The sequence below is a fragment of the Pseudomonas sp. DW-iso17 genome (assembly GCF_058725345.1).
On sequence record NZ_JBZXEA010000007.1, the window covers coordinates 111,068 to 137,913 of the forward strand.

30 protein-coding genes are annotated in these 26,846 nt (G+C 59.2%); 14 read left to right on the forward strand and 16 right to left on the reverse strand.

The features are described 5' to 3' along the window. Window positions 1-57 precede the first annotated feature (57 nt). The gene (locus AC4PS6_RS06240; RefSeq protein WP_032902963.1) at window positions 58-510 is read left to right on the forward strand and encodes a MarR family winged helix-turn-helix transcriptional regulator; all 453 of its coding nucleotides are present in this window, start codon (window positions 58-60) and stop codon (window positions 508-510) included. Window positions 511-765: 255 nt separating this feature from the next. Continuing rightward, the gene (locus AC4PS6_RS06245) at window positions 766-1,185 is read left to right on the forward strand and encodes an organic hydroperoxide resistance protein (RefSeq protein WP_014717668.1); all 420 of its coding nucleotides are present in this window, start codon (window positions 766-768) and stop codon (window positions 1,183-1,185) included. A gap of 65 nt (window positions 1,186-1,250) precedes the next feature. Here the strand turns inward: AC4PS6_RS06245 and AC4PS6_RS06250 are convergent, their stop codons facing one another. Together AC4PS6_RS06250 and earP are read right to left on the reverse strand one after the other, a co-directional pair. Further along, a complete protein-coding gene (locus tag AC4PS6_RS06250) occupies window positions 1,251-1,823 on the reverse strand; it encodes an elongation factor P (RefSeq protein WP_003172723.1) in 573 nt (190 codons plus the stop codon). Between the two features lie 49 nt (window positions 1,824-1,872). Further along, window positions 1,873-3,006 (reverse strand): elongation factor P maturation arginine rhamnosyltransferase EarP, encoded by a 1,134-nt coding sequence (gene earP, locus AC4PS6_RS06255; protein WP_032902962.1) that lies wholly within the window; start codon window positions 3,004-3,006, stop codon window positions 1,873-1,875. A gap of 132 nt (window positions 3,007-3,138) precedes the next feature. Between earP and AC4PS6_RS06260 the strand changes: the two genes are divergently transcribed. After that, window positions 3,139-3,507: an alpha-amylase family protein gene (locus tag AC4PS6_RS06260; protein ID WP_032902961.1), complete on the forward strand. Its 369-nt coding sequence runs from the start codon at window positions 3,139-3,141 to the stop codon at window positions 3,505-3,507. Between the two features lie 14 nt (window positions 3,508-3,521). Next, window positions 3,522-4,004, forward strand: coding sequence for a GreA/GreB family elongation factor (locus AC4PS6_RS06265; protein ID WP_014717665.1), 483 nt, complete (start codon window positions 3,522-3,524; stop codon window positions 4,002-4,004). A gap of 50 nt (window positions 4,005-4,054) precedes the next feature. On the opposite strand, the gene cysB is transcribed toward AC4PS6_RS06265, so the two are convergent. The 5 genes from cysB to AC4PS6_RS06290 all read right to left on the reverse strand — a co-directional run bounded on the left by cysB (window position 4,055) and on the right by AC4PS6_RS06290 (window position 7,960). Then, entirely contained in the window at window positions 4,055-5,029 is a 975-nt protein-coding gene (gene cysB / locus AC4PS6_RS06270) for an HTH-type transcriptional regulator CysB (RefSeq protein WP_003189876.1), read from the reverse strand. Between the two features lie 103 nt (window positions 5,030-5,132). Then, window positions 5,133-5,633 (reverse strand): universal stress protein, encoded by a 501-nt coding sequence (locus AC4PS6_RS06275; RefSeq protein WP_014717664.1) that lies wholly within the window; start codon window positions 5,631-5,633, stop codon window positions 5,133-5,135. A gap of 48 nt (window positions 5,634-5,681) precedes the next feature. Then, the gene (locus tag AC4PS6_RS06280; protein ID WP_020302806.1) at window positions 5,682-6,599 is read right to left on the reverse strand and encodes a 5'-nucleotidase; all 918 of its coding nucleotides are present in this window, start codon (window positions 6,597-6,599) and stop codon (window positions 5,682-5,684) included. A gap of 15 nt (window positions 6,600-6,614) precedes the next feature. Then, on the reverse strand, window positions 6,615-7,577 hold the full coding sequence (locus AC4PS6_RS06285) for a putative 2-dehydropantoate 2-reductase (RefSeq protein ID WP_014717662.1): 963 nt from the start codon (window positions 7,575-7,577) through the stop codon (window positions 6,615-6,617). Next, window positions 7,574-7,960: a YbbN family protein gene (locus tag AC4PS6_RS06290; protein WP_014717661.1), complete on the reverse strand. Its 387-nt coding sequence runs from the start codon at window positions 7,958-7,960 to the stop codon at window positions 7,574-7,576. Before AC4PS6_RS06290 ends, AC4PS6_RS06285 begins: the two co-directional genes overlap by 4 nt. Here AC4PS6_RS06290 and AC4PS6_RS06295 point away from each other — a divergent pair. Both AC4PS6_RS06295 and AC4PS6_RS06300 read left to right on the forward strand, forming a co-directional pair. Continuing rightward, a complete protein-coding gene (locus AC4PS6_RS06295) occupies window positions 7,959-8,393 on the forward strand; it encodes a pilus assembly protein PilZ (protein WP_014717660.1) in 435 nt (144 codons plus the stop codon). The two genes, AC4PS6_RS06290 and AC4PS6_RS06295, sit on opposite strands and share 2 nt — an antisense overlap. Before the next feature lie 130 nt (window positions 8,394-8,523). Beyond that, complete coding sequence (locus tag AC4PS6_RS06300) at window positions 8,524-9,600, forward strand: 3-deoxy-7-phosphoheptulonate synthase (RefSeq protein WP_003189871.1); 1,077 nt, start codon at window positions 8,524-8,526, stop codon at window positions 9,598-9,600. 69 nt (window positions 9,601-9,669) lie between these two features. Here the strand turns inward: AC4PS6_RS06300 and AC4PS6_RS06305 are convergent, their stop codons facing one another. Further along, window positions 9,670-9,951 (reverse strand): GNAT family N-acetyltransferase, encoded by a 282-nt coding sequence (locus tag AC4PS6_RS06305; protein ID WP_003189869.1) that lies wholly within the window; start codon window positions 9,949-9,951, stop codon window positions 9,670-9,672. A gap of 612 nt (window positions 9,952-10,563) precedes the next feature. Between AC4PS6_RS06305 and oprI the strand changes: the two genes are divergently transcribed. Then, window positions 10,564-10,815: an outer membrane lipoprotei OprI gene (gene oprI, locus AC4PS6_RS06310; protein ID WP_003172710.1), complete on the forward strand. Its 252-nt coding sequence runs from the start codon at window positions 10,564-10,566 to the stop codon at window positions 10,813-10,815. Window positions 10,816-10,993: 178 nt separating this feature from the next. Here oprI and AC4PS6_RS06315 read toward each other — a convergent pair whose 3' ends face one another. The 3 genes from AC4PS6_RS06315 to AC4PS6_RS06325 form a co-directional block, all read right to left on the reverse strand. Then, entirely contained in the window at window positions 10,994-11,959 is a 966-nt protein-coding gene (locus tag AC4PS6_RS06315; protein WP_014717659.1) for a L,D-transpeptidase family protein, read from the reverse strand. Between the two features lie 78 nt (window positions 11,960-12,037). After that, a complete protein-coding gene (locus tag AC4PS6_RS06320) occupies window positions 12,038-12,331 on the reverse strand; it encodes a hypothetical protein (protein WP_003189866.1) in 294 nt (97 codons plus the stop codon). Window positions 12,332-12,389: 58 nt separating this feature from the next. Next, on the reverse strand, window positions 12,390-12,995 hold the full coding sequence (locus AC4PS6_RS06325; protein WP_014717658.1) for an arylesterase: 606 nt from the start codon (window positions 12,993-12,995) through the stop codon (window positions 12,390-12,392). Window positions 12,996-13,005: 10 nt separating this feature from the next. On the opposite strand from AC4PS6_RS06325, the gene AC4PS6_RS06330 reads away from it, so the two are divergent. Both AC4PS6_RS06330 and AC4PS6_RS06335 read left to right on the forward strand, forming a co-directional pair. After that, on the forward strand, window positions 13,006-13,689 hold the full coding sequence (locus AC4PS6_RS06330) for an ABC transporter ATP-binding protein (RefSeq protein WP_003189864.1): 684 nt from the start codon (window positions 13,006-13,008) through the stop codon (window positions 13,687-13,689). After that, window positions 13,689-16,199 carry an ABC transporter permease gene (locus AC4PS6_RS06335; RefSeq protein ID WP_336827063.1) on the forward strand — a complete coding sequence of 837 codons (2,511 nt, stop codon included), beginning with the start codon at window positions 13,689-13,691 and terminating at the stop codon, window positions 16,197-16,199. Before AC4PS6_RS06330 ends, AC4PS6_RS06335 begins: the two co-directional genes overlap by 1 nt. A gap of 38 nt (window positions 16,200-16,237) precedes the next feature. Here AC4PS6_RS06335 and greB read toward each other — a convergent pair whose 3' ends face one another. Both greB and AC4PS6_RS06345 read right to left on the reverse strand, forming a co-directional pair. Continuing rightward, a complete protein-coding gene (gene greB / locus AC4PS6_RS06340; RefSeq protein ID WP_014717656.1) occupies window positions 16,238-16,717 on the reverse strand; it encodes a transcription elongation factor GreB in 480 nt (159 codons plus the stop codon). Window positions 16,718-16,841: 124 nt separating this feature from the next. Further along, complete coding sequence (locus tag AC4PS6_RS06345; protein ID WP_336827062.1) at window positions 16,842-17,894, reverse strand: hypothetical protein; 1,053 nt, start codon at window positions 17,892-17,894, stop codon at window positions 16,842-16,844. Window positions 17,895-18,134: 240 nt separating this feature from the next. Between AC4PS6_RS06345 and AC4PS6_RS06350 the strand changes: the two genes are divergently transcribed. Genes AC4PS6_RS06350 through AC4PS6_RS06360 form a run of 3 tightly spaced genes read left to right on the forward strand, consistent with a single transcriptional unit; the run spans window position 18,135 to window position 21,540 of the window. Next, window positions 18,135-19,061, forward strand: coding sequence for an ABC transporter ATP-binding protein (locus tag AC4PS6_RS06350; protein WP_032874084.1), 927 nt, complete (start codon window positions 18,135-18,137; stop codon window positions 19,059-19,061). Next, window positions 19,058-19,783: an ABC transporter permease gene (locus AC4PS6_RS06355; RefSeq protein WP_014717653.1), complete on the forward strand. Its 726-nt coding sequence runs from the start codon at window positions 19,058-19,060 to the stop codon at window positions 19,781-19,783. The genes AC4PS6_RS06350 and AC4PS6_RS06355 overlap by 4 nt, the downstream gene beginning before the upstream one ends. Window positions 19,784-19,800: 17 nt before the next feature. Beyond that, entirely contained in the window at window positions 19,801-21,540 is a 1,740-nt protein-coding gene (locus AC4PS6_RS06360; RefSeq protein ID WP_492180755.1) for a Gldg family protein, read from the forward strand. Between the two features lie 4 nt (window positions 21,541-21,544). Here the strand turns inward: AC4PS6_RS06360 and AC4PS6_RS06365 are convergent, their stop codons facing one another. From AC4PS6_RS06365 to AC4PS6_RS06375, 3 genes are all read right to left on the reverse strand, one after another. Continuing rightward, window positions 21,545-21,853 (reverse strand): hypothetical protein, encoded by a 309-nt coding sequence (locus AC4PS6_RS06365; RefSeq protein ID WP_003189853.1) that lies wholly within the window; start codon window positions 21,851-21,853, stop codon window positions 21,545-21,547. 260 nt (window positions 21,854-22,113) lie between these two features. After that, on the reverse strand, window positions 22,114-22,548 hold the full coding sequence (locus AC4PS6_RS06370) for a DoxX family protein (protein WP_003189852.1): 435 nt from the start codon (window positions 22,546-22,548) through the stop codon (window positions 22,114-22,116). A 104-nt stretch (window positions 22,549-22,652) separates the two neighbouring features. After that, window positions 22,653-24,074 (reverse strand): MltF family protein, encoded by a 1,422-nt coding sequence (locus AC4PS6_RS06375; RefSeq protein ID WP_014717651.1) that lies wholly within the window; start codon window positions 24,072-24,074, stop codon window positions 22,653-22,655. A 236-nt stretch (window positions 24,075-24,310) separates the two neighbouring features. Between AC4PS6_RS06375 and AC4PS6_RS06380 the strand changes: the two genes are divergently transcribed. After that, a complete protein-coding gene (locus tag AC4PS6_RS06380) occupies window positions 24,311-25,117 on the forward strand; it encodes a TatD family hydrolase (RefSeq protein WP_032903916.1) in 807 nt (268 codons plus the stop codon). A gap of 96 nt (window positions 25,118-25,213) precedes the next feature. Continuing rightward, entirely contained in the window at window positions 25,214-26,683 is a 1,470-nt protein-coding gene (locus AC4PS6_RS06385; protein WP_336827061.1) for a methyl-accepting chemotaxis protein, read from the forward strand. Window positions 26,684-26,846 lie beyond the last annotated feature (163 nt).

Below are 26,846 nucleotides of genomic sequence, written 5' to 3' on the forward strand. Positions count from 1 at the left end.
GCATTAAAGATTTGCCCGCTAGATTCCAGCCCAGACATGCTTTTTCGAGACGCCACCATGAGCAAAAACCCTGATCCTTGCGAATCGCTGTTGCTGGACAACCAGCTGTGCTTCGCCCTGCACTCCACCTCACTGCTAATGACCAAGGTCTATAAGCCCCTGCTCCAGGCCATCGGCCTGACCTACCCGCAGTACCTGGCCATGATGGTGCTGTGGGAAGAGGATGAGTTGACCGTCAGTGAAATCAGCAGCCGCCTGCTGACGGACCCAGGCTCCATGACGCCACTGCTCAAGCGCCTGGAAGCCGAGGGCCTGCTCAGCCGCACGCGCAGCCGCGAAGACGAGCGGGTGGTGGTGGTGAAACTGACCGACGCCGGGCGCGCCTTGCAGGAGAAGGCCAAGGATGTTCCGCAATGCATCCTGGGCGCCAGCGGGATGGCGCTGGAGCAATTGCGCAATCTGCAAGGCGACCTGATCGCGTTGCGCGCCAATCTGCAAACCAGCATCTGACACGCTAGGCCCCAGCACTAAACATACTCAAAAGTGGGAGCTGGCTTGCCTGCGATTGCGATTCATCAGTCAACCATGCAGTGACTGATACACCGTCATCGCAGGCAAGCCAGCTCCCACTTTTTGTTCTGCGACACCCTTAAATTCTTCAACGCTGAAAAATTAACTTGCGCACTAAACATTAGCGCTATACATTCACCTCACCAACTACTTAGCGCACAAATGTTTAGCGCTAACCACACAGAGGAACGCCCCATGCAAACGCTCTATACCGCAGTAGCCACCGCCACTGGCGGCCGTGATGGTCGCGCCGTTTCCAGCGACAATATCCTCGACGTCAAACTGTCGACTCCAAAGGAGTTGGGCGGCGCCGGTGGCCAGGCCACTAACCCAGAGCAATTGTTTGCTGCCGGCTACTCCGCTTGCTTTATCGGCGCACTGAAGTTCGTGGCCAGCCAGACCAAACGCAAAATCCCGGATGACGCCTCGATCACCGCCCACGTGGGCATCGGCCAGATCCCGGGCGGCTTCGGCCTGGATATCGACCTGCATATCAGCCTGCCGGGCCTGGCCCAAGATGAGGCGCAAAGCCTGGTCGACGCTGCGCACCAAGTGTGCCCGTACTCCAATGCCACCCGTGGCAACGTTGAGGTGCGCTTGCATGTAACGGTCTGAAAAACAGACGCCCATGAAAAAGCCCGACTCAAGGTCGGGCTTTTTTCGTATAGCCGGGGCCAGAATTACTTCTTGGCGCGGCCTTTGTACGAACCACCTTCACGGGTGTCGATCTCGATCAGGTCGTCGATTTCGATGAAATCGGCCACTTGCAGTTCGGTACCGTTGCTCAGTTTGGCAGGCTTCATCACCTTGCCGGAAGTGTCGCCGCGAGCGGAGCCTTCGGTGTAAGCAACCTTACGCACGATGGTCGTCGGCAGCTCTACGGAAACCAGGCGCTCTTCGAAGAAGATAGCTTCGCAGACGTCTTCCATGCCTTCTTCAATGAACGGCAGAACGGCTTCGATATCTTCAGCGTTCAGCTCGTACATGGTGTAGTCAGTGGTGTCCATGAACGTGTAGGTGTCGCCGCTGATGAAGGACAGGGTCGCTTCTTTGCGGTCGAGGATCACGTCGTCCAGTTTGTCATCGGCGCTGTAGACGATTTCGGTCTTGTAACCGGTCAGCAGGTTCTTCAGCTTGGTCTTCATGATTGCGCTGTTACGACCAGACTTGGTGAACTCAGCTTTCTGAACCAGCCAAGGGTCGTTTTCGAGACGGATCACTGTACCGGGTTTCAGTTCTTTACCAGTTTTCATTGCGTATATCCGAAATTTGGATGGGATTGACAAAAATCAAGGTGGCGTATCATATCCAACTTTCATAAAACTGTACCAGCGCCGTCGCAAGATCGGCCTGCAAGCCTTGTTCCAGACACCAGTTCTCAGCGTGCTGGCTGACCTCGGGCCAATGTTCCAGCAGCATTTTCCAGGACTGTGCCATATCGCCATCAGCGTTCCAGGCTTGCCAGAGCGTGACGACGGCAGCTTTGGCGGCCGGTGAAAGTGCGGCTGTGTACAGTTCCAGGAAGGCATCGAGCTTGTCCAGGTGGATGTCTTCGTCCTGGCGGTAGATGTGCCACAGCAATGGCCTCCCCGCCCACTGGGCACGCACGAACGAGTCTTCGCCACGTACGGCGTTAAATTCGCAGCACCATAGCAATCGGTCATATTGCTCCTGACGTACGAATGCAATGACCTGTACGGTCAGCGCACCACGTACTTGGATGTCTCCCGCCGACAAGCTGTTCACCCCCAGCCAGCGTTGCACGTCCCCCAGAATGCGCCCTTCCGGCACCAGCAAGTGCGTCCCCCGTCCATCGGCCGCCAATACGTCCAGCCAGCCGGCCAACCCGTCATTCTCATAGGCAAACAGCGACATCAAACGCGCGCCGGCCGTCGGAGCAACGCCCAGGCTTTGCAGGAACCGTTGTTGCGCGGCCGCGTCCTGCTGAAACGCCCGGCGTCGCTCCAACAAGCCGGCTTCGCGCAACAGGCCGCCAGTACCAGGGCGAAACCCGGGGAAGAAAAAGTACTTCTGCACGCCCTTGTACTTCACCGAAGGCAAGCGATGGCAGCCCACCACCCAGTCTTCAGCGCTGAGGTAATCCAGGTTCATCCACAACGGCGCACGTTCACACTCGGCCATGCGGTCCATGTACTCGGGCGGTAGCTGGCACGCGAACGCAGCAATCACCACATCCGCCGGGTGTGCGCCTGGCCATTCGGCCGGCCAGTGGCGCACTTGGACGCCCTCTTGCCATTGCTGGCCCACCTGCACATCAATGTCCGGGCACATGCGTTCGAAGGCGCGCAGGTCATCGACCCACAAGCGCACGTCACAGCCATGCTCCACCACCAACTGCCGGGCCAGGCGCCAGGTCACGCCGATGTCGCCGTAGTTGTCGACGACACTGCAAAAAATATCCCAGCGGGCTTTCATTCCGGGCTCCATCGATCAAAGGTTCGATTGTCCGCATAAATGCGTGGATGCAGAAGGCTTGATCGCGATTATTCTGCACGGAGGCTGTGCGACAATCACCGTCATGCCGTCAATGCCTGCCAGGAGGCCCTTATGTCTGACCGTCCGTTATCGCTGTTCAAGCTCTGCATCGCGATTGCCGCCGGCGTGTGGCTAGGGTTTATCGCCATTGCGCTGACCGCCTGGCTGGCGTCTCGCTACCTGTTCCCCCAGAGCCTGGCGCCGGTGGCACAGGCGGTTCAGCAATTGGGCAAACCGGCCATGGTTGAGCCGCAGCCACCGAACCGTCTGTTCGAACAGTACCAACAGAACCTGCAAAAACAGGAACAACGACAGGCCCTGGACCAGGCCCGAAGCAACGCGCGTAACCTGTCCAACCCCAAATGCCAGTTCTGGCTGCAACAAGACCAGAACGCCCCCAATGAAAAGACGCGGGCCAATGTCCTGCAATTCTGCGATTGATGCCAGATACCGCCATGAATAAACACGCCGTGCTCCAGCTGATCCTGGAAAAGCTCACCGTCGACATCGACGTCGTCCAACGCGCCGCGCAGACCGCCTACGAAACCGCGACCCACGAAGAAAACATTGCCGAAAACAAATACGACACCCTCGGCCTGGAGGCTTCGTACCTGGCCACCGGGCAGGCCCGACGAGTGGAGGAGATCAAGCAATCGCTGGTGCTGTGCCAGCAACTGCAGCTACGTGCGTACGATGATCAACGCGGGATAGAGATAGGCACGCTGGTGGGCCTGGAAGACGAGGACGGTCGCCAGCAATGGCTGTTCCTGGCGCCGGATGCGGCGGGTTTGAAAGTGGATGTGGTGGGGCAACCGGTGACGGTCATCACGCCACGCTCGCCCCTGGGCAAAGGCCTGCTGGGCAAGCGTATCGATGAAGAGGTAGAGATTCTGGTGGCCGGCGCTCGGCAGCACTTTACGGTGACCGAGGCCCGATAACCTACCCCCCTGTAGGAGCGAGCTTGCTCGCTTCTACAGGGTAATCGCGGTCAGTGGACGGGCAATTCAACGCCGTCAAACAACTCTTCCAGCTCTTGCTTGTTGTGGCACTGGATCGCCTTGGCCATCACTTCACGGGTCAGGTGCGGTGCGAACTTCTCGATGAAGTCGCACATGAAGCCGCGCAGGAAGGTACCGCGACGGAAACCGATCTTGGTCACGCTGGACTCGAACAATTCGCTGGCATCCAGCACCACCAGGTCTTTGTCGAGGTTGGTGTCGACCGCCATCTTGGCGACGATCCCGACGCCCAGGCCCAGGCGCACATAGGTCTTGATCACGTCGGCATCGGCAGCAGTGAACACCACCTTGGGCGTGAGGCCGCGATGGCTGAACGCTTCGTCGAGCTTGGAACGGCCGGTAAAGCCGAACACGTAGGTCACGATCGGGTATTCAGCCAAGGCTTCCAGGGTGAGCTTCGGCAGCTTGGCCAAAGGGTGCCCCTGAGGCACAACCACGCAGCGGTTCCAACGGTAGCAGGGCATCATTACCAGGTCGCCGAACAATTCCAGGGCCTCGGTGGCGATGGCAAAATCGACGGTGCCGTCAGCGGCCATCTCGGCAATCTGCATCGGCGAACCCTGGTGCATGTGCAGGGCTACGTCCGGGTATTGCTTGATGAAATCACGGATCACCGGCGGCAATGCATAGCGCGCCTGGGTGTGAGTGGTGGCGATCGACAAGGTGCCTTTCTTCTCGTTGGAGAATTCCTGGGCGATCTGCTTGATGCTTTCGACTTTACGCAGGATCTCGCCGGCGGTGGTGATGATGCGCTCGCCAGCTGGAGTGACGCGGGTCAGGTGTTTGCCACTGCGTGCGAAGACTTCGACGCCCAACTCGTCTTCGAGCAGGCGGATCTGCTTGCTGATACCAGGTTGCGAGGTATAGAGGCTTTGAGCGGTAGCGGAAACGTTGAGGTCGTGGTGCGCCACTTCCCAGATGTAGCGCAGTTGTTGAAGCTTCATATGAATCCCTCAAAGCAGATAGACGCCACGGGTATCAGCGACGGTATATAACTATATTAAAGGTTTGACGGATAAATCTAGAACTTTTTATCGTTTTTGCCGATCAACTATCGTCACTGCGCCGACGCTGCAGCGACGGCACCAGGTAAACCGGCACGGGGGACAACTGCAACACCCGTGCGGCGGTACGTCCAAGGGGGACGGCCACACCGGTTGCCTGGCTATGACTGCCGACGATCAGCAAGTCGACAGACAGTTTTCGCAACTGGTCGAGAATCACCTCGCAAGGATCCCCCTGGATCACCTTGACCGAGCGAATCCATTGCAGGTCCTGCTCCCCTTCCCCCCACTCCTCGCGGAAGCTGTCCAGCACGCGTTGTTCAATCGTCGCCATCACCGTGCTCAACCCCTTGCTTTGCCATTCGCTCAGGGCGGTTTCATCAAGGTAGCTCTGCAACACCGATTCGGCGAACAAGCCAATGGGCTCGACCACGTGGATCACATACAGGTCAGCCTTGAACGTTCGCGCCAGCGCCAGCGCATGTTGCATCACGTAGGGCGCATACAGACCGAGGTCCGTGGCAAACAGCATCGAACGAATCATAAAACCTCCTGGGCTGCCAGGATGGCGGGAATTGAATGAGCTTAGCAGCTAGCGCTCGGTCTGGATTCTCAACTCATTGCTGATGCCATGGGGCACGTGCCCGGTGGCCACTACCTCCCTGGCTTTCTCGCAATGGCCGGCCTGGTCATCGAAAAACACATCGGCGGCAAAGGCTTCCAGAAACGCGGATTTTTCCAGGCCACCGAGGAACAGCGATTCGTCCAGGCGGATATCCCACTCGCGCAACGTGCGGATCACGCGCTCATGGGACGGTGCCGAACGTGCGGTGACCAACGCGGTACGAATCGGGCAGGCCTCATCGGCAAACTCGCGTTGCAACAGGTTCAGTGCCGCCAGGAAGCCCTTGAACGGACCGCCGTGCAAAGGCTGGCGCGCCGACTCTCGCTCGCTGGCCTGGAAGGCTGCCAGCCCGCCGGCCTGGTAGACGCGCTCGGACTCATCGGAGAACAGCACGGCATCGCCATCAAATGCGATGCGCAGTTCTTCACTGGAAGCACGGCGCGCGCCGCCAGACAGAATCGTCGCGGCCGCAAACCCGGCATCGAGGGCGCTGCGCACATCTTCGGCATGGGTGGAGAGAAACAGATGACAACCGAAGGCGGCCAAATAGGGATAGGGACTACGCCCGCCTACGAACGCGGCGCGGGAAATATCCAGGCCGTAATGCTGGATCGAGTTGAACACCCGCAGCCCGGTATCGGCACTGTTGCGCGACACCAACACCACCTCGACCCGCGCACGCCCCAGGCTGGCATTCAGGCTCAGCAGCTTCTTGACCAGCGGGAAGGCATCGCCAGGCTCGAGGGTTTCTTCCTCGTGCTCGATCTGGTATTTGCGGTAAGCCTCGACCCCTTCAGCCAGATAAACCTTGTGGCTGTCACTCAGGTCGAACAGCGCTCGTGAGGAAATCGCCAGCACCAGTTTGTCAGCCAATCCCTTCACCATGGTGGTCCCCCCCAATCAGCGGTTGTGCCGATCAATAAAACTCAAGGCCTGATAGAGCGCCTGCATGCGTGGCAGTTCGCAACCGGCCGCTTTGGCAGCAGCCAAGGGACGGGCATAGATGGCCGCCAGCTCCAGCGGCCGCTTGTGCAGGTGGTCGTGGTACATGCTGGGCAGGTAGTCGTCCATGGTTTCTGTCATGGCGAACATCTGCCCAGCGTAACTGGCAGGAATTTCATGCCCGCAGGCATGAGCGCCCTGCACCACCTCGGCCATCAGCGCCTGGATCAACTCGCGGCTGGACTCATCGGCCATCATGGCCGTGGTACCCGTGCCCAGCAACACAGAGAGGCCGTTGAACGGCACGTTCCAGACCAGCTTGTGCCAACGCGCCAGATGCACATTGGCCATGGCCTGGGACTCGATGCCAGCTTGATGAAACAGCCCGGCACCGGCTTCGACAATCGCCTGTTGCTGCACCTCATCGTTGGCCGCCGTGCCACTGTGATAGCCCAGGTTGACCCGGCCCAACGCCTGATGCTCGACCACGCCGGGGGCCGAGCGGTGCACACCGATGTAGCACAGGCCACCCAACAGATGCAGCGACGGCGGCAGGTGTTCACGCAGGCTGTCTTCGACATCGAGGCCGTTTTGCAGGAGCACCACTTTGGCATCCGGCGCCGCCACCTGGGCGATGGTTGGCGCCAGGTCCACATTACCGGTGGACTTGGTGCCCACCAATAGCCAGTCGCACGGCGGCATGTCGGCGGCGCTGGCATAGGCCTGCACCGGATGCAGGTGCAGTTGCCCATGCACCGTACTGTTGACGTGCAGGCCATGCCTGCTCACCGCGGCATATTCGCTGCGCAACAGGAAATGCACATCGAAGCCGGCACGCGCCAGCATCAGTCCGTAGTAACCGCCGATGGCACCGGTGCCAATAATGCCAATGCGTGGCGACGGGGCTGCAACTGCTGTCATGGCAAATCCTCTGGTGTTCGGTTGAGCGCCTGGTTTAGGCATTCGGCGAGGTCGGATGCTGTAAGACGTGTCTGTAATTGCCCAAAGAATTGACCCTCGCACACCAGGAACAACGCCGGCAAATGAAAGATCCGGTAGCGTTCCACCGCACCGCCGTTGTGCCCGGCATCCACCCAGCACACGCGGTCCACCGGCAAGTGCCAGCTGGGCAACTGCTGGCGTGCCCAGCGGCAACTGGCACAACCGACACTGGTGAACACTACCAGCGAAATACCTGGCAATCCCAGCAATTGCTGGTCAATATCCAGGTCGGTCAATTCCAGTTCCTTCACTATACTGCTGCCATTGCCGTCAACTGGACGGCGCTCGGAGTCCGTGTACATGGGTCGTTTTTTACCTCACCCTGATGATGTCGCTGTCGAGTTGATCCAACGTCCCTCTCCCGCCCTTCCCCGCCAACGCCTGCACACTATCGGCCGCGGCGGCGTCGCCTGCAATTGGCCACGTGCCTGGCGCGCCGGCACGGCGGTAGACCTGCATATCCCTTCCCTAGGGCCCAGCGCCCGTTATCCAGGCTATGTCGCCTGGTGCCGCAAAGTCGAACAGGGCTATCGCATTGGTATTTGCTTTACCGACGAACACGCCTTGTTCGGTGCACGGATGGGCGAGCAAGTGTGCCAGATCGAGCGTTACTGCCGCCTGCACGAAGACGCCGAGCCAACGCCTGCACAACTTGAAACCATGGCCCGTGAGTGGGTGTCGCGTCATGCCGGCGAGTTCTCCCATGAGGCGGTTGTGCAGCCAGCGCTGGATTAAACCGGGCTTTGCCCATTGTCGCGGGCCCGTGTTACGCGCTAAGGTTCCTCCCCCCTGCATTCAAATCATGCTGTGCCCGCCGCACGGGGATAGCTGGCGGCCGGCACCCGTGACCCTGGCGAGTAACACGATGGCTGATTTACCGATCAATGACCTTAACGTTGAATCCAACGAGACCCTGATCACCCCCGATCAGCTCAAGCGCGAAATCCCCCTGAGCGACGCTGCCCTGCAGACCGTCACCAAGGGCCGCGAAGTCATCCGTGACATTCTCGACGGCACCGACCACCGTCTCTTCGTGGTGATCGGGCCCTGCTCTATCCACGACCTCAAGGCCGCCCACGAATATGCCGAGCGCCTCAAAGTGCTGGCGGCTGAAGTGTCCGACACCTTGTACCTGGTCATGCGCGTGTATTTCGAGAAACCGCGTACCACCGTCGGCTGGAAAGGCTTGATCAACGACCCGTACCTGGACGACTCCTTCAAGATCCAGGATGGCTTGCACATCGGTCGCAAACTGCTGCTGGACCTGGCTGAAATGGGCCTGCCCACCGCCACCGAAGCCCTCGACCCGATCTCCCCGCAATATCTGCAGGACCTGATCAGCTGGTCGGCTATCGGCGCACGCACCACCGAATCCCAGACCCACCGCGAAATGGCGTCCGGCCTGTCTTCGGCCGTAGGCTTCAAGAACGGCACTGACGGCGGCCTGACCGTGGCGATCAATGCGCTGCAATCGGTCTCCAGCCCTCATCGTTTCCTGGGTATCAACCAGGAAGGCGGCGTGTCCATCGTGACGACCAAGGGCAACGCCTACGGTCACGTGGTGCTGCGTGGCGGCAATGGCAAGCCCAACTATGATTCGGTCAGCGTCGCGCTGTGCGAACAGGCGCTGAACAAGGCCAAGATCAAGCCAAACATCATGGTCGACTGCAGCCACGCCAACTCCAACAAAGACCCGGCCTTGCAGCCATTGGTGATGGAGAACGTTGCCAACCAGATTCTGGAAGGTAACCAGTCGATCATCGGCTTGATGGTCGAGAGCCATTTGAACTGGGGTTGCCAGGCGATTCCAAAAGACTTGGCCGACTTGCAGTACGGCGTGTCGATCACCGATGCCTGTATCGATTGGTCCGCCACCGAAACTACCCTGCGCAGCATGCACGCCAAGCTCAAGGACGTGTTGCCCCAGCGCAAGCGCACCTGAGTCCGTACCGGTTTCGCGCACCCAAAAACGCCGGGCTAAGCCCGGCGTTTTTTATTGGCAACTGGTCAGTTACAGCTTCGCAGCATGGCGCTGGTGGCGCTCCATATAGCGTTCGACATAAGAGCACGACGGGATCACCGTGTAGCCAGCCTCTTCGGCAAACTTCAAGGCTTCCTCGGTCAACGCAGCCGCAATGCCTCGCCCCCGCAGTGCGTTGGGCACGAAGGTGCGATAGATATCCAGGGTCTGCTTCCCGAGGTCCATGTAGGTCAGGTAGGCACGATGACCGTCCACATTGGTCTCGAACTGATGACCAGCCTGGTCATGGTGGATGGACAACGCCTCGCTCATCACTACTCCTCGCGGGTCTGAATTAACGACCCTACCTTACCGATGTTTTTCCGGCGAAGGAACATCTACGCCACCCCGTGCCGGTTTCGACAGCGAGAAAACCGTGAGCGCTCACAACCAGCACATAGGGAATAGTAGGCACCAATCCTGAAATTGCTCAAGGCGCACTCGTCATTCCCCGCCGCTGGTGGATATAGAAAGGGCCTCGATCAACCGGTGACCGATAGCCTGAACATTGCCGGCAGTTGAACCTTGAGACGAACTGGCGCTCTTAAAGTCACCTCTAGATGCGCAAAAGATGCCCGCCGCAGTAAAGCCAAGCGTAACCAAAGTGCCCCGCTTCGTTATATAAAATTTCATCTATTTACAAGGCTTAACACATGCGGGCCGGCCCTTTCAGCCTGGATCCAATGTGCGTCCAGGTGCAAAAAATTGGACAGTTTTCATACAAACCGCCAAAAGATTAGCCAAAATAGATTCGGCACAAGAAATTTTTTTGCTTCTTGCGCAACGTCAGTTTACTTACTACAAGTAATGGGTAGTATGTACGCCGGCTATTAGCTCACTCTGAGAAAGTAGCCATTAAATTGAAAGTCCTTGAAGGGGAACACGATGAACAACGTTCTGAAATTCTCTGCTCTGGCTCTGGCCGCAGTTCTGGCTACCGGTTGCAGCAGCGTCTCCAAAGAAACCGAAGCTCGTCTGACTGCAACTGAAGACGCAGCAGCTCGCTCCCAGGCCCGTGCAGACGAAGCCTACCGTAAAGCTGATGAAGCTCTGGCTGCTGCTCAAAAAGCACAACAGACTGCTGACGAAGCTAACGAGCGCGCTCTGCGCATGCTTGAAAAAGCAAGCCGCAAGTAATAATCCTTCGGGGTTGTTATCAAGCCGATCCATTTATGGGTCGGCTTTTTTTTGCCTATGATTTGGCATGTGGGAGCGGGCTTGCTCGCGAAAGCGGTGGATCAGTCAACATCAATGTTTGCCGGGCCGACGTCTTCGCGAGCAAGCCCGCTCACACAGGGATGTTCGCTCAGGCTTATTATTGAAGATCGAGCGGGGCGCTGGACGCCACAGGTGCGCCGCCTGGCACACCAATTTCGGTCGGCAAGCCATCCTCGGCGGCGACCACATCACGCACCTGGTCCCAGTTGACGCGTAGGTTATTGGACAGGTCTTCGCGCTTGAGCAACGCATTGATGACCGCGGTGTGCTTGTCGACCACCGATGGCGTACCGTCATCATTCAACGGCGTGTGGGCCTCAAGGTAGACCTTGCCACCACTGCTGCCGAACTTGTACGCGTCATTGATGATGCGCACTGACGTGCCTACCGGCACCATGCCTGCCATTTCCAACACGTTGTTATTGAACATGCGGAAGCACCCGTGGCTGGTACGCGTGCCGATACCAAACTTCATGTTGGAGCCGTGAATCAGGTAACCCGGCGTGCCCAGGGTGAACTTGAACGGCCCCAGTGGGTTGTCGGGGCCGGCAGGCACCACGTTGGGGAGCGGGTCACCGTTGGCGGCGTGCTCGGCCTTGATCGAGGCCGGTGGCGTCCAGGTCGGGTTCGGCGTCTTGGCGATGATACTGGTATGGGCGATCGGCGAACCCCAGCCTTCCCGGCCAATGCCCAGAGGGAAGGTATAGACGACGTTTTGGCCTTTTGGATAGTAGTAGAGCCGGTATTCCGCCAGATTGATCACAATGCCTTCCCGCGGCCCGGGCGGCAGGATAAAGCGTGTCGGCAGCACAATCTCAGTGCCCGCACCCGGCAACCAGGCATCGACACCCGGGTTGGCCGCGACCATTTCCGAATAGCCCAGGTCGTAGGTGGTGCCAAGGTCAGCAAAAGTGTCTTCGTACTTGGCCTTGATCACTTGGACCTGGCCAACAATGTCCTCACCGGGCGGTGGCAAGGGCAACTGCAAGGCCGCCGCCGAACCCGCCGCACAAAGCGCAGCAAGAGACAGGCAGCAGGTGACGACGGAAAGGCGCGACAACATCCGGAAAATCCTTCGCAAGACGACGGGTAGGGAAAAATTGATTGTATACGGCTTCGCAGCGCCAAGCTTCAAGCTGTTTTACAGCTCGAAGCGCAGCTCCGGCCAGATCGGCGGCGTGCCGCGCTTTTGCGATTCTAGAATCGCCCGGCATAACGGGCAGAGTCGCTGGTCTTGAAAAATCGAGCGGTTGACCGATGACCAGCGTGGCTGTGCGGGCAATAAAGTGCCGCAGAGCGTGCGGTCGATGGAGCCGCCCAGTTCCAATTGACGCGCCACCAAATGCACTCGCACTTCCTGGCAGGCGAACAGGTCCAGCTGCTCGTCCGGCTCGATCAGTTGGTAGTTAAACAGGGACCAGGCAGGGCGCGACATCGAGGGCTCCAAATCAGGGGGGCGCCACCTTAGCCGAAAGCCTGCCGGTAGAAAAGCGTCATAGCAGCGGTTTTAGCGCCGGCCAGACATTTTCCAGCAACTTGTCTTGCGCCGCGACCGCCGGGTGCAGCCCGTCAGCTTGCATCAACTCCGGATGGCCACCCACGCCCTCGAGGAAAAACGGCACAAACGGCACCTTTTCTTTCTGTGCCACATCACCGAATACCTTGGCAAAAGCTTCGACATAGCGCTTGCCGTAATTGGGCGGAATCTGCATACCCAACAGCAGCACCTTGGCGCCGCTGTCCCGGGACTGCTGAATCATCGAAGCAAGATTTTGTTGCAATTGCGCAGGCGGCTGGCCGCGCAAGCCATCGTTGCCACCCAACTCGATCACCACCACGTCCGGTTTGTGCGTTGCAAGCGCCGCGGGCAGCCGCGCGAGGCCTCCTGCACTGGTGTCGCCACTGATGGAAGCATTGACCACTTTGTCGTCAAAACCCTCCTGCTTGAGCCGTTGCTCCAGCAACGCGACCCACCCTTTGCGGGTATCCAGGCCGAAACCGGCACTGATACTATCGCCAACGATCAGGACTGTACCCGCCGCTGCGTTCTGGGCCATGCACATCAAGGCCAGGCCAGCACTCAAAAACCACACTCGCATCGGATTCTCCATGGGCGCAAGCATTCTCACCGCGCGAAACCTTAGCAAAGTGGTTCCCAGCGCGGAAGGTGAACTGACTATCCTGCACGAACTGAGCCTGGAACTGAACAAGGGCGATAGCCTGGCTATCGTCGGCAGCTCCGGTTCCGGTAAATCCACACTACTGGGCCTGCTGGCCGGCCTCGACCTGCCCAGCAGCGGCGAAGTGACCCTGGCCGGGCAAGCCCTGAGCACCCTCGACGAAGATCAGCGCGCGCGCATCCGTGCCGAGCATGTGGGTTTCGTATTCCAATCCTTCCAATTGCTCGACAGCTTGAATGCTCTGGAAAACGTGATGCTGCCGCTGGAGCTGGACGGTCGCCAGGACGCCCGCGAGCGAGCCAAACACCTGCTGGAGCGCGTAGGCCTGGGCCAGCGCCTGACCCACTCGCCCCGCCAACTGTCCGGTGGCGAACAACAACGCGTGGCGATTGCCCGCGCGTTTGCCGCCGAACCGGACGTGCTGTTTGCCGACGAGCCCACCGGCAACCTCGACAGTCATACTGGCGAGCGCATCAGCGACCTGTTGTTCGAGTTGAATAAAGAGAGCGGTACGACCCTGGTACTGGTCACCCACGACGAGCGCCTGGCCCACCGTTGCCGGCGCCTGATCCGCCTTGAAGCCGGCCTGATGGTCGCGCCCCTGGAGCCTTGATGGCACGTTTGCCGCTGTTGCGCCTGTTCAGTCTTGCCATGCGTCAGTTACTGCGCGATGCCCGCGCCGGCGAATTGCGCGTGCTGTTCTTTGCCCTGCTGGTGGCCGTGGCCGCCAGCACCGCTATCGGCTACTTTGGTGCGCGCCTCAACGGCGCCATGCTGCTGCGCGCCACCGAATTCCTCGGCGCCGACCTGGTGCTCGAAGGCAGCTCGCCGGCCCGTGCCGAGCAAATCAAATCTGGGACCGAATTGGGCCTGGATCACGCTCGCATCGTGGAGTTCTCCAGCGTTATCGCCACCGATAACGGCATCCAGCTCTCCAGCATCAAGGCGGTCAACGAGCAGTACCCCTTGCGCGGCGAGCTTAAAAGCAGCACCGAGCCCTTCGGTACGCAAATCCCGGGCGGTGGCCCCAAACCTGGTGAAGCCTGGGTAGAAGCACGGTTGCTGACGGCGCTGGACCTGAAAGTCGGCGACAGCATCGATGTCGGCATGAAGACCCTGCGCCTGGCGCGCATCCTGAACTATGAGCCCGACCGCGCCGGCAACTTTTACAGCCTCACGCCCAGGGTCATGATCAACCTGGCGGACCTGGACGCCACCGGTGTCGTCCAGCCAGGCAGCCGTGTCAGCTACCGCGAACTATGGCGTGCGCCACAAAGCAGCACAGCGCTGCAAACTTATCGCGACCTGGTCAAACCGGGCCTGGCTGCCAACCAGCGCCTGCAGGACTCCCGCGATGGCAACCAGCAAATCGGCGGCGCACTGGGCAAGGCCGAACGTTACCTGAACATGGCCAGCCTAGTGGCTGTGCTGCTGGCTGGCGTGGCCGTGGCGCTGTCAGCCAACCGCTTCGCCAGTCGACGTTTCGATGCCAGCGCGTTGTTGCGCTGCCTGGGCTTGTCGCGCCGTGAAGCCATGCTGCTGTTCAGCCTGCAACTGAGCGTACTGGGCTTGCTGGCGAGCCTGGCCGGCGCCCTGCTCGGCTGGCTGGCGCAATTTGGCCTGTTCTACTTCCTGCACGACCTGCTACCCGCCGACGTACCGCCAGGCGGGCTGCTACCGGCCGTCGCGGGGATTGGCACCGGGCTGGTCGCCCTCGCCGGCTTCGCCCTCCCGCCGCTGGCCGCACTGGGCCGGGCACCGCCGCTGCGGGTATTGCGCCGCGATTTGCTGCCTATTCCTTCAAGCACTTGGATGGTCTACGGCGCGGCACTGTTTGCCTTGGGCCTGATCATGTGGCGCCTGAGCCTGGACCTGGTATTGACCTTCGCGTTACTCGGCGGCGGTGTAGTCGCTGCGCTGCTCCTGGGTGGCTTGCTGCTGTTGTTGCTACAGAGCCTGCGGCGGTTACTGGCTCGTGCCTCCCTGCCGTGGCGCCTGGGCCTGGGCCAATTGTTGCGTCACCCGTTGGCGGCGGCAGGCCAATCCCTGGCCTTTGGCTTGATCCTGTTGTCCATGGGGTTGATCGCGCTGTTGCGAGGCGAATTGCTCGACACCTGGCAAAACCAGTTGCCCAAGGATGCGCCCAACTACTTCGCCCTGAATATCCTGCCGGCCGACAAGGACGCCTTTGGCGCCCGTCTGCTGGACGTCCAGGCACAAGCGGCGCCGCTCTACCCGGTGGTGCCGGGGCGCCTGATCAGCATCAATGGCGAACCCGTGCAGGAGATTGTCAGCAAGGACTCCAGTGGCGACCGGGCCACTCAACGCGATCTGAGCCTGACCTGGGCAGCCGACTTACCAGCGGGTAACGTCCTGACGGCAGGTACGTGGTGGTCGGCGCAACCCACTGACGGGGTTCCTGGCGTGTCGGTGGAAGCCAAGGTGGCCGAGAGCTTGAAGCTCAAGCTCAACGACCATTTATTGTTCACCATCGGTGGGGAAAACCGTGAAGCACGGGTCACCAGCCTGCGCACCATCAACTGGGATAACTTCCAGCCCAACTTCTTCATGATTTTCCAACCGGGCACCTTGAAGGATCTGCCCGCGACCTACCTCACCAGCTTCTATCTGGCTCCCGGCCATGACCAACAGATCGTCGACCTGTCACGGGCCTTCCCGGCGGTCACTATCCTGCAGGTCGAGGCCCTGCTGGAGCAGTTGCGCAGCATCCTCGCCCAAGTGACGTTGGCGGTCGAATACGTGCTGTTGTTTGTACTCGCGGCGGGCATGGCAGTGTTGTTCTCTGGCCTGCAGGCCACCCTGGATGAACGAATCCGCCAAGGTGCATTGCTGCGAGCCTTGGGCGCCGAGCGCAAGTTGCTGGTCAAGGCCCGACGCATCGAATTCGGTCTGTTGGGGGCGGTCAGTGGCTTGCTGGCGGCACTGGGCACCGAACTGGTGACCTGGGTGCTGTACCGCTATGCCTTTGACCTGGCGTGGCATCCCCACCCGTGGTTGTTACTGCTGCCCGTGATCGGTGCCGTGCTGATTGGCGCTGCCGGGGTATTCGGCACACGCCGTGCACTGAATGCCAGCCCGCTGACCGTATTGCGCGAAGGCTGAAACCCGGATGGCACGCCCCCAGCCAAGGGTACGTGCCATCAGGCGGTCTTCACATATTCGATCTTGGTGATCCACCAGCACACCTCTCCGCCGGGGGTCTGTACGATTGCCTCGTCGTCCACCTCCTTGCGCAGCAGGGCCCGTGCCATGGGTGAGTCGATGGAGATGTAATCCATGCGATCGTAGATCTCGTCATAACCGACGATGCGAAAACGCTTGGTCTCGCCCTGTTCGTTTTCGATTTCGACCCATGCACCGAAAAATACCTTTCCTTCCTGCTCGGGCATGTACTCCACCACCCGCATGTCTTCCAGGCGTTTGCGCAGGTAACGCACCCGTCGGTCGATCTCCCGCAACAGCTTCTTGTTGTACTGGTAATCCGCATTTTCACTGCGATCTCCCAAGGAGGCGGCCCAGGTCACTTTGCGTGTGGTATCCGGGCGTTTCTCTCGCCACAGGTAATCCAGCTCTTTTTTCAGCGCTTCATGACCTTCTTTGGTAATCAGCTTGGTACTCAAACGCTTGCATCCCCAGGCAATGTCCAATGGTGCCGTTATGCCAGGGCATCATGCCCAGGCAGCGGCTGGCTGGGACTGATGATAAATGAACCCTGGAAAGTATCCAGGCCGGCGCCCCATTACCTCACCCATGCCCCTCCAGCACTTGGTCCAATTCAAGCAACGTGCCTTGCATACGCTGGCGCATACCCGACAACTGCAACATCATCATCGCCAGCTTTTCGGCCTTCTGGCTGACCTCCAGTCCCTGCTCCTGCAAATAGGTATGGCGCTGCTCAAGTTCACGTCCCTTTTCTTCCAACTGGCTCTGCTGCTGTTGCAATCGCGCCTGCCACTGTTCAAGCATTTGCTCCTTCTCTAGGACCGCGCATTTTTTTTGCGTCAGTTCCTGGGCGACTTTGGCCAGATTGCTCAGCGCGCTGTCCATTTCGAGCAAAGAGGTATGGTCCAACTGGGCAGGCGGGTCCAAGGGTTCGGGCTCAGGCTCAGGCTCGGCTGGCGCCAACCGCAGGTTGTCTGACTCAAAGTGACTGTCATCTTGTTCACCAGGAACAGGCGACGCACTGGGCTCAACCTGCTCCTGCGGTATCGCGACCAGCGACCGCGCCGGTTCTTCAAGGGTGCCTTCATCCATAGGTTGCGGCGCAGTCGTGGCTGAGCGCGGATTTCGCGGCGGCGCAACCATTTGCGACGAGAAGCGAATGGACGGCACGATCACTGCGCTGCTTTCGATCGCAGGCAACGCCGGGGCCGACATGCCCAAGGTGATGACCTTCATGACCAAAGCTTTCTTGATGATCACCGAGTGATGATCCTCTGGCCTGGCAGGCGGCAACCGGCAGCCTTTCAAATCAACGAAATGAAAGGGCACCTGGGGTTCGGCAATCGGCGTTGTCTTCGAGCCGGCTGCCGCTGCCATCGTCAGGATCTGTTTGAAGACTTGCATGGCTAATTGCAGGTCCTCTTTGGAGTCAACGCCTCCCAGGAAATACCGGTCAATCTTTTTACGCAGTGCCGCGATATAGACCCTGGAGTGGCCGGGTTCTGCCTCCTCATCCAGGCTATACACCAGAAAGTTGGACGCCGTTTGCGTCACAGCAAACCCGCACAACAAGGCGCCGTTAACGGGCGTCCCTTCATCGTTGCGCTCAAGAACAAGAGTACGTAGAAGCATCATGGCAATCTGGCCTCGTTACAAAGGAGAAAACTTTATATAAACATCAGATAAACATCTGGACATTAATAAGTATTCAAAACAAAACAATTGTTTCAGCGGATTATCGGGCCGAACGTAGGATTCTTCTTATTAATCACACTTCGCGTTCCCAAGTCTTCATATTGAACGTACCCTTTTTAAAGCACTTTTCCATACCGCCGGCCTCTCTCACACGCCCTGCAAAACTTATTCGGTAAAACCATGATCGAGATAAGCAACCTCACAAAACACCTGGGCAAAACACGCGTAATCAGCAACTTGTCCTTCTGTGCCCAGCGCCAGGAGTGTGTGGGCTTGCTGGGAGAGAGTGGGGCGGGAAAAACAACACTGTTGAGCCTGATCGCCGGGACGATCAAGCCGACGGCCGGGCACATCAGTATTCAAGGCTTCAATACCCATACCCACTCAATTCAAGCCAAAAAGGTCATTGGCTATCAGCTCCAAAACGGCCTCGACCATCACACGATGCCCGTCAAAAACATGCTCAATTTCATTGCCGCCATTCGCGGCTTGAGCGGGATGGAAAAACGCAGCCAGGTGGCGCAGGTAGCCGCACGACTGGAACTGCTGCCCGTGCTCGACTGCCCCATCAACGTCCTTTCCCTTGGTTTGAAGCGCAGAGTGGCAATGGCCCAGGCGCTCCTGCATTCCCCAAGCCTGCTGCTGCTGGACGAACCCACAGAAGGGCTCTGCCCTGATCAACGCCTCAAGTTCCGGGCACTCATCCAGTCCCTGAGCGAGGAAATGACCATCATCATCGCCTCCCGCCATTACCAGGATCTGGCGGACATCTGCACCCGTGCCTTGGTTATCGCCGGTGGTCGCCTGGTGGGCGATGCCTCGCTGTCCGACTTACAGCGCAGCTCCCGGCACTTCCAGGCCGTCACCCTCGCGGCAGACGCCCCGCTGGATTTGCTCGCGTTGGCCGTATTGCCCGGCGTCGCAGGCATCGAAGAAGACCGGCATGCGCCCGGCAAGGTGACGGTACTGGCCATGCCCGGGCATTCCATCTTTCCCTCGATCAACGCGCTTATCACCCATCGCGGCTGGAACATCACCTCAATGAATCTGGAGCCGGGTCGCCTGAACGATGTCGTTCACCATCTGAGCCAAGAGGTAACACCTTGAGACTGCTACCTGTCATTTTCAAACGACAACTCGTCAGCTATGCCTGCGCCCCCAGCGCTTACCTGAGCGTGGCGGTTTTTCTCGCACTGTGCGCAGCGCTGGGACTGCATTCCAACCAATGGATGGAGCGAAACAGCAGTGATTTGCAGGCTTTTTTTGAACTGCACCCCTGGCTTTATCTCCTGCTGGTCCCCCTTTTATCGACGCAGTTGTGGTCGGATGAATCCAACGCCAGCTTTTACAACACCCTGAATGCCTTGCCTGTCACCTCGATGGAACGGGTGATCGGAAAATTCATCGCGGCATGGACTGTCTGTGGCATTGCGCTGATGCTTAACTTCCCGCTGGTGATTGCCGTGAATTATCTGGGCACACCTGACAATAGCGTTATCGCCTCACAATTCCTGGCCAGTTGGTTACTGGCGGGAAGTTATCTTTCGGTAGGTTGTTTCATCTGTGTACTTGCGAACCAACGCCTGCTGATTTTCTTTTTCACGCTCGGCTTGTTGCTGACCGCCAGTGGGCTTTCGTCAGTACTGGATGCACTTGAACAACAAGCACCGATATGGATTATCGACAGTTTGATGTCCCTGGATCCCGTTGCCCGCTTCAGCGCGATGGATAACGGCAAGCTCACACTGCAGGACAGCCTGTACTTTATCAGCATGATCGTTGCTTTTCTGTTTGCGACCACCCTCACACTCAATTATAAAAACAGCTGAGAAAAGGAAGACCACTGATGGGATCCGCTTTTCGTGCGGGTATGACACTTCTCGTCATATCACTGCTGTTTCTGGCATTCAATCTAGTCTGGGCACCCAAACTGCCCACTGTTCGCTGGGACTTTTCCGAAGAAAAAATCCACACCTTATCGCCCGCGGCGCAGCAACTGCTACTGTCACTTGAAAGCCCACTGGATCTGTATTACTTCAATACCCTCAATGCGCCGCAAAAAAGCCAGGCATTAGAACGTTATGGTCGGCGCGTGGAAGACGTGCTCAAGGCGTTCGAAAAAGCGGCAAACGGCCTGATCAACTTACATATCATTAACCCCGCTCCCTTTTCTGAAGATGCCTACAAAGCCCGCTTGTTTGGGCTTGATGACACACAAGGATTCCTTGGCCTTATCGGCACCCGTACTGGCCAGGGCGCCCAACGCATCGAAGCGTTCCGGCCTGAGCACGAGTCATTACTTGAATATGAGATCAGCCACCTGATCTATAAGTTGGGGCAGCCTGAGCGTGCCACTATCGGCCTGCTGTCGGGACTGGCGTTAGACAAATCGGCCAGCGAGTTGCTGGGGTTGATCCGCGAGCAATTCAACGTGGTGGAACTGGCTGCGAACATCGCCCAGGTTCCGTCATCCATCGCGACATTGATAGTCGTACAGCCGCACGCTTTACCTGAACGAGCCCTATATGCCATTGAGCAATCGGTATTGAAAGGCACCCAGTTGATGATGTTCCTCGACCCCGTGAGCGAGATGGGCGCTGACGCCGTGCCAGCGAACGCCAGAATGGAGGGGCTGCTGAACGCGTGGGGCATCCAAATGCCCGCGGATAAGCTGTTGGTGGATAATCTCTATGCCTCATCAGCCACGCCCGGCCCGGGAATGCCCCGGGTACTGCACCCGGCCAGGCTACACCTTCCATCACAGGCGATGACTCCAACGGATGTCAGCGCCTGGGGGCTGGACGCCGTGATGGTCTCAAGCAGCGGCGCGCTTTCCCTGGCCCCCAAGAGCCGTTCACTGTTGACCCCGCTTCTGTTGAGCTCACGGCAATCGGCCCTGCTGGACGCGAAACGCTTTGGCTTGGCGACGACATTTGACTCACTGATCGATGAAACGGCGACTTCAGGGCAGCGCCATGTGATCGCTGCGCGCGTTGAGGGGCCCGCTTACTCAGCGTTTCCCGACGGCCTCAAGGGCCAGCCGCCCGGGCTGCAAAAAGCAGAACTGATCCAGATGGTGGTCGTGGCCGACACCGACTTGCTCGCGGACACAGTCAGCCATGCACGCAACGGCAACGCGCAGTTTGTATTGAACACATTGGATAACCTGGCGGCGCCCGAAGCACTCCAGCGCATTCGATCCCGTGTCATGCGCCAACCGTTGCACAGGCTGGAACACATGCGCGACGAAGCCGCACAGGCTTACCGGAAAAATTCGCTTGAGCTCCAGCGACGACTTGAGCAGACAGAGCAAGCATGGCGCGAGTTGAACCCAGCGCACACGCGGCTTATCACCCAGGCGGTGGATACCAATACGCAGTTGCAGGTACTCAACAAGGAGCGCCTGCAGTTGCCCATCGAGTTGCATACACTCAAGGCGCAGGCCTATGCCCCGGTGCAGCGTTTCGAGCGACAGCTCAAAGGGCTGATGGTCGTGCCTCTACCGCTACTGCTGTGCCTGATTGCCGGGTTACTGTTCCTGTACCAGCGCAAGCGTCGACTCCTCGCACTGGCAACCTTTCACTAGTCGCTCAGCGACGGGCAATCAGCCCTTGCCGGGCAATGCGCGTCAGTTGGTGGATCACCTCATGGGCGTTGCTGGCACTCGGTGCCTGAATCACTGCAAGGTCGAAACTGTCGCTGGCAAAACGGGCCAGGGAATCGCCGTCTTCCACAAACTGGATCAGGAACGCCGAAGGCCGACCGGAACGGCGTGGCCAGCCGTCCAGATAACGCAGCAGTGTCGGCTGGTGCTTACCGCCCAGGAGGATTTTCGGATTGCGTTGAGTCAGGTCCGCGGTGATCGGGGCCAGGCGTATGAGGGGGCGTAGTGCATTCATCGTGTCGTGTCTCTGCCTCAAAAGTCTGCGGGCAGGTGAGAGGCAACACCGAACCAGCGCTTTAGCGGTATTTCGAGGAACGCCCTGCGTGAGCAAGCGTACTTCTGTCGGGCTGCATTGAGACCCAGTGGCGCCCCGCAATTAGCTGTTTAAATCGGCGCATGAGCAGCATCCTAGAGAAGCCTGTGGGGCAGTGTCAAGAATCCCGGGCAACGAAAAGGCCCGCATCAGCGGGCCTTTTTGTGCAGCTTGCTAAACGATCAGTGAGTGATCGCGCGGTCGACAGACAATTTGCCCGCACCTTCCAACAACACCGCCAACGCGCCGCCGAGCAACGCCAGTGCGAACTCATAACCGTTGTTGGCCATGAACAGCCCGTTGTGGATGTGTACAGAGAAAATCGCCACCAGTGTCAGGAAGGTCAGGCCCAATGCAGCAGGGCGAACCAGCAAACCGATGATCAGGGCCAGGCCGGCGAAGAACTCGGTACCGCCCGACAGCAGCGCCATCAGCGTGCCCGGCGCCAGGCCGATGCTTTCCATCCATTGTGCGGTGCCCGCCAGGCCACCACCGCCAAACCAGCCGAAGAGCTTTTGCGAACCGTGGGCAGCGAAGATGATGCCGACGAAGATACGCAGAATAGTCAGGCCATAACCGGCGCGAGTGGACAGTACACGGGTAATCATTGGGCTCATGGGGGTAAATCCTTTTCCAGGTAGGGGTTGGTTGGCCGCTATATTAATCAGTTTAAATAATGATAAAAGCCGAAATATTGCCTAATTTACATCTAAAAAATCGATTATTCACGCGATGCAACTTTAGCCGCAGGCGGCTCCAGAGACTCGCGCTCCCGATCGAACGCCAAATAATACTTGTTGACGCTATTAACATAGCTGACGCCGCCCATCCCTACCTGCTCCATGGCAATGCGTTCAACCTGGAAGAACCACTGATTGGGGTTAAGCCCACGGCGCTTGGCCTCGGTGCGCATACCTTGCACCCGCTCCGGCCCCATGTTGTACGCCGCCAGCATAAAGGCCATGCGCTCGCGCTCATTGAGCTTGGGGCTGGAGAAAAACTTGCGCCGGATCATCGCCAGGTAACGCGCCCCCGCCTGCACGTTACTGTCGAGCGACTCGATATTGTTGACCCCCACCCGCTGCGCCGCCGACGGCGTGATCTGCATCAGGCCGGTAGGGCCTCCACTATTGCGTGCGCCTGGGTCCAGGGAAGACTCCTTGAACGCCAACGCCGCCAGATTCAGCCAGTCCATACCTTGCTCACGCGCATGTTTTTGCAAAACCGGGCGCAGTTTTTCCAGGCGCTGGCGGTCAGCCCGCGCCAATGGGTTACGGACCTGGTAGAGGCGCCGATAGATGCGCTGGAAGGCCACATCCTGGTCGGAAGGCGTGTGATAGGTCTTGAGAAACCGATCGATGCTGGCACGCAGCATCGACGCGTCCTGACGCACAAACCAGAACTCGTCGCCTGGCTCGCTGATGACGACCTGCTTGTCAAAGCGCAACTTGGGCAGGATTTTCGACCAGCGTTGAGCAATCGGTTTTTCCACGATCGTCAGGTGAAAAATCCCGGCCTGCACCATCTCCAGAACATCTTCCACCGCCAGGCTCGGGTCAACCCATTCCACTTTCACTGGTGGGCGCTTGTGCAGGGCCAGCTTTTGATTGACCTGACTGATAGCGTCCACCGCCGCACTACCGGTGGTCAGCGTCACCGTGCGACCCGACAGTTGCTCCAGTTTGGTATACCGTCGTTCACCCTTGACGCCCACCAGCCACAACGGCACATCGCTGACAATCGGGGCGCTGGCGCTGACCTTGTGCACGCCTTTCACGTCTAGCAACTCACCGGGCGCCACCAGGTCACCTTCACCACGGGCCAGCGCACCGAGTAACTGGTCCTTGGCCTTGGGGATGATCTTGAGGTTGATGGCCTGCCCATCACGGGCATGGCCGTTGAGGTACTGCTCGAAGGCGCGCAACCGATGGTATTCGACACCGATGGCCTGGCCCTGCACTTCACCGGAACTGTTGCGGCTCTGGTTGACCAAGACGCGCAGGGTGCGGCTGGAGCGAATTTGCGCCAGGTCGCGGACCTTGCCGGGCTTGGCCACTTGCAGCGGCCCATCCAGACGTGCGACCGCCGCCATGGGCAGCAATAACGCCAGGCACAACATAAGCAACGCCGAGGGTCGGATCATCCGCTCTCCGGAAAGAAAACTGGCCAGCGCCTGTGCGAATTACGCAGTGCTGGGGGTCAGAAACAGAGCGCTTTATGCGCTGGCAAGGCGTGCAACGGCGCCAAGGTGGCAGGCAATCGGCCCACCACAATGTCGCTTGCGACGTTCAAAGACAGCGTTAACGCATTGTAGTTCTTGGTTTTTCTTATCAATCTACAGCTCTGATATGCTTTCCGGCCGCAGGCGGAGATAGCACCATGCAACTCATTGATATTGGCGTCAACCTGACCAACCCCAGTTTCGACGAGAGGCACACGGCCGTTCTCGAACGCGCCTACGCCGCTGGCGTGCAGCAATTGGTACTCACCGGCACCAGCGTCGAGGGCAGCGAACAGGCCCTGCAACTGTGTGTAAAACTCGACGAAAGCAGCCAGCGCCTGTTCAGCACCGCCGGCATTCACCCCCACTCTGCCAGCGACTGGAACAGCGACAGCGTCCAACGTCTGCGTGGCTTGCTGGGCGACAGCCGAGTGCGCGCCGTGGGTGAATGCGGGCTGGATTTCAACCGGGACTTCTCCCCTCGCCCCCAGCAGGAAAAAGTCCTCGAAGAACACCTCGCCCTGGCCGTCGAACTGCAACTGCCGGTGTTTCTCCATGAGCGCGATGCCAACCAGCGTCTGCTGGAGATCCTCAAGGACTACCGCGACCACCTGCCAGCCGCCGTGGTGCACTGCTTCACTGGCGAACAGGCAGCGCTGTTCAGCTACCTGGACCTGGATTTACACATTGGCATCACGGGTTGGATCTGCGACGAACGCCGTGGCACCCACCTGCATTCACTGGTCAGGGACATTCCCCGAGGCCGTCTGATGCTGGAAAGCGATGCGCCCTACCTGCTACCACGCACCCTGCGCCCCAAGCCGAAAAATGGTCGCAATGAGCCGGCGTACCTGCCCGAAGTACTGCGCGAAGTGGCCTTGCACCGTAACGAAACGATGGAAGATCTGGCGTTGCACAGCACCGCCTGCGCCCGCCGCTTTTTCGGCTTGCCTGCCATCGATTGATGCGGCGCATTGACCCATGTCAAAAGCGCTTTTCTGAATAGCGGCACAATAATGGCACCTTGCCAATACTGTTTCCGCTATCAGAGAAAACCTTCCATGGGTGCCTGGCTTAGCAATATCTCGCTCAAATACAAATTCTGGGCCGTCAACGCGGTCGCCTTCATCACCACCCTGCTGCTGGTGCTGTACGCGGTACAGCTTGAACAACAGGCGCGCAGCCAGGCGTCGCAAGCATCGGCCCAGGCCCAAGGACGCTTGCTCAGCGCCTGGCCAGCCGACAGAACCTTGCCCACGGGTGAGCACTGGCTCGCATTTTCCAAAGGCCAGCCCCCCCAGGATCTACCCAACCTGAGCACTGCCAACGGCTGGACTGAACTCAACCCCATGCCGTTGTTCGGTGAAAACCCGCTGATCGGCGCCGAGGTGATCAGCCGGGCCGACGGCCAGCAGGTCGCAGTCCTGGCCTACGCGCCGAGCCTGAGCCAAGTGTTCAGTGAACGCTTCACCCACTACGCCGTCGCCGTGGCAGTGCTGATGCTGGCCATGCTCGGTGCCTCGCAGTTGTTGATCCGCTTCCTGCTCAGCCAACTCAACACCCTCAAGGATGTGATGCTGCACGTCGAAAAGACCGGCGACCTGTCGGCGCGGGTGCCGTTGGCCTGCAAGGATGAAGTCGGCCAGATGGCCAGCGCCTTCAACGCCATGCAAGCCGGCTACCAGCGCGTGGTCAATACCGTGGCACGCACCGCCCGGCAACTGGACGACGGCGCCGCTCGCCTGGCCAGCAGCATGAACGAGGTGCAACACGGCATGCTGGGCCAGCAAAGCGAAACCGACCAGGCTGCCACCGCCATCAACGAAATGACCGCCACCGTCTACCACATCGCCCAGCACGCGGGCGCCACCCGTGACTTGTCCCAGTCCGCCGACACTCTCGCCGGCAGCGGCCAGGCAGTGGTCACCCGGGTACAGCGCTCGATCGCCGGGTTGTCCAGCGGCGTACAGCAGACCGCCGAAATGATCCAGAAACTGGCCGAAGACAGCCAGAAAATCAACGGTGTGGTCAGTGTGATCCACAGCATCGCCGAACAGACCAACCTGCTCGCCCTCAACGCCGCCATCGAAGCCGCCCGCGCCGGGGAAATGGGCCGCGGTTTCGCGGTGGTCGCCGACGAAGTGCGCAACCTGGCCAAGCGCGTGCAAAGCTCCACCGACGAAATCACCCGCATGGTCTCGGCGCTGCAAGCCGGCACCCGCGACGCGGTGGACTTCATGCAGGAAAGCTCATTCAAGGCAGATGACTGCGTACAACAGGCCCAGGAAGCCGGCATCGCGCTGGCTGAAATTACCGGCGCTGTGGCACAGATGCGCGAAAGCAACACCCAGATCGCCGTGGCCGCCGAGCAACAAAGCCATGTCGCCGAAGAAATGAACCGCGCCGTGGTGAGCATTCGCGATGTGACCGAAAACACCGTGCATCAGACCGTGGCGTCGGCCACTACCAGCAATGAACTGGCGACGTTGGCCGGGGAGTTGAGCAAGGCGATTGGGCAGTTGAAGTTGTAAGACTGTTCCAGCTGTAATCCAACTCCTACGACCAAGCCTCGGTTTACCTGAAGTTAAGACGAAACTTCCTCGCCATCCCCGCGAATAACGCCGACTTCTTTTACCTGACAACCGCTGCAAAGTCCCTCGCCTGATCAAACAGTGCGAGGGATTGCAGATGGTG

Coding starts and splice junctions, on each gene's coding strand:
- AC4PS6_RS06365 (WP_003189853.1), bottom strand. CDS start 21,853: ATGAATGCACTACGCCCCCTCATACGCCTGGCCCCGATCACCGCGGAC.
- AC4PS6_RS06290 (WP_014717661.1), bottom strand. CDS start 7,960: ATGTACACGGACTCCGAGCGCCGTCCAGTTGACGGCAATGGCAGCAGT.
- AC4PS6_RS06275 (WP_014717664.1), bottom strand. CDS start 5,633: ATGATTCGTTCGATGCTGTTTGCCACGGACCTCGGTCTGTATGCGCCC.
- AC4PS6_RS06245 (WP_014717668.1), top strand. CDS start 766: ATGCAAACGCTCTATACCGCAGTAGCCACCGCCACTGGCGGCCGTGAT.
- AC4PS6_RS06250 (WP_003172723.1), bottom strand. CDS start 1,823: ATGAAAACTGGTAAAGAACTGAAACCCGGTACAGTGATCCGTCTCGAA.
- AC4PS6_RS06325 (WP_014717658.1), bottom strand. CDS start 12,995: ATGCGAGTGTGGTTTTTGAGTGCTGGCCTGGCCTTGATGTGCATGGCC.
- AC4PS6_RS06295 (WP_014717660.1), top strand. CDS start 7,959: ATGGGTCGTTTTTTACCTCACCCTGATGATGTCGCTGTCGAGTTGATC.
- AC4PS6_RS06260 (WP_032902961.1), top strand. CDS start 3,139: ATGTCTGACCGTCCGTTATCGCTGTTCAAGCTCTGCATCGCGATTGCC.
- AC4PS6_RS06280 (WP_020302806.1), bottom strand. CDS start 6,599: ATGGTGAAGGGATTGGCTGACAAACTGGTGCTGGCGATTTCCTCACGA.
- earP (WP_032902962.1), bottom strand. CDS start 3,006: ATGAAAGCCCGCTGGGATATTTTTTGCAGTGTCGTCGACAACTACGGC.
- AC4PS6_RS06360 (WP_492180755.1), top strand. CDS start 19,801: ATGGGATCCGCTTTTCGTGCGGGTATGACACTTCTCGTCATATCACTG.
- AC4PS6_RS06240 (WP_032902963.1), top strand. CDS start 58: ATGAGCAAAAACCCTGATCCTTGCGAATCGCTGTTGCTGGACAACCAG.
- AC4PS6_RS06300 (WP_003189871.1), top strand. CDS start 8,524: ATGGCTGATTTACCGATCAATGACCTTAACGTTGAATCCAACGAGACC.
- AC4PS6_RS06315 (WP_014717659.1), bottom strand. CDS start 11,959: ATGTTGTCGCGCCTTTCCGTCGTCACCTGCTGCCTGTCTCTTGCTGCG.
- AC4PS6_RS06285 (WP_014717662.1), bottom strand. CDS start 7,577: ATGACAGCAGTTGCAGCCCCGTCGCCACGCATTGGCATTATTGGCACC.
- oprI (WP_003172710.1), top strand. CDS start 10,564: ATGAACAACGTTCTGAAATTCTCTGCTCTGGCTCTGGCCGCAGTTCTG.
- AC4PS6_RS06380 (WP_032903916.1), top strand. CDS start 24,311: ATGCAACTCATTGATATTGGCGTCAACCTGACCAACCCCAGTTTCGAC.
- AC4PS6_RS06385 (WP_336827061.1), top strand. CDS start 25,214: ATGGGTGCCTGGCTTAGCAATATCTCGCTCAAATACAAATTCTGGGCC.
- AC4PS6_RS06320 (WP_003189866.1), bottom strand. CDS start 12,331: ATGTCGCGCCCTGCCTGGTCCCTGTTTAACTACCAACTGATCGAGCCG.
- AC4PS6_RS06305 (WP_003189869.1), bottom strand. CDS start 9,951: ATGAGCGAGGCGTTGTCCATCCACCATGACCAGGCTGGTCATCAGTTC.
- AC4PS6_RS06330 (WP_003189864.1), top strand. CDS start 13,006: ATGGGCGCAAGCATTCTCACCGCGCGAAACCTTAGCAAAGTGGTTCCC.
- AC4PS6_RS06375 (WP_014717651.1), bottom strand. CDS start 24,074: ATGATCCGACCCTCGGCGTTGCTTATGTTGTGCCTGGCGTTATTGCTG.
- AC4PS6_RS06345 (WP_336827062.1), bottom strand. CDS start 17,894: ATGATGCTTCTACGTACTCTTGTTCTTGAGCGCAACGATGAAGGGACG.
- AC4PS6_RS06265 (WP_014717665.1), top strand. CDS start 3,522: ATGAATAAACACGCCGTGCTCCAGCTGATCCTGGAAAAGCTCACCGTC.
- AC4PS6_RS06370 (WP_003189852.1), bottom strand. CDS start 22,548: ATGAGCCCAATGATTACCCGTGTACTGTCCACTCGCGCCGGTTATGGC.
- AC4PS6_RS06350 (WP_032874084.1), top strand. CDS start 18,135: ATGATCGAGATAAGCAACCTCACAAAACACCTGGGCAAAACACGCGTA.
- cysB (WP_003189876.1), bottom strand. CDS start 5,029: ATGAAGCTTCAACAACTGCGCTACATCTGGGAAGTGGCGCACCACGAC.
- AC4PS6_RS06335 (WP_336827063.1), top strand. CDS start 13,689: ATGGCACGTTTGCCGCTGTTGCGCCTGTTCAGTCTTGCCATGCGTCAG.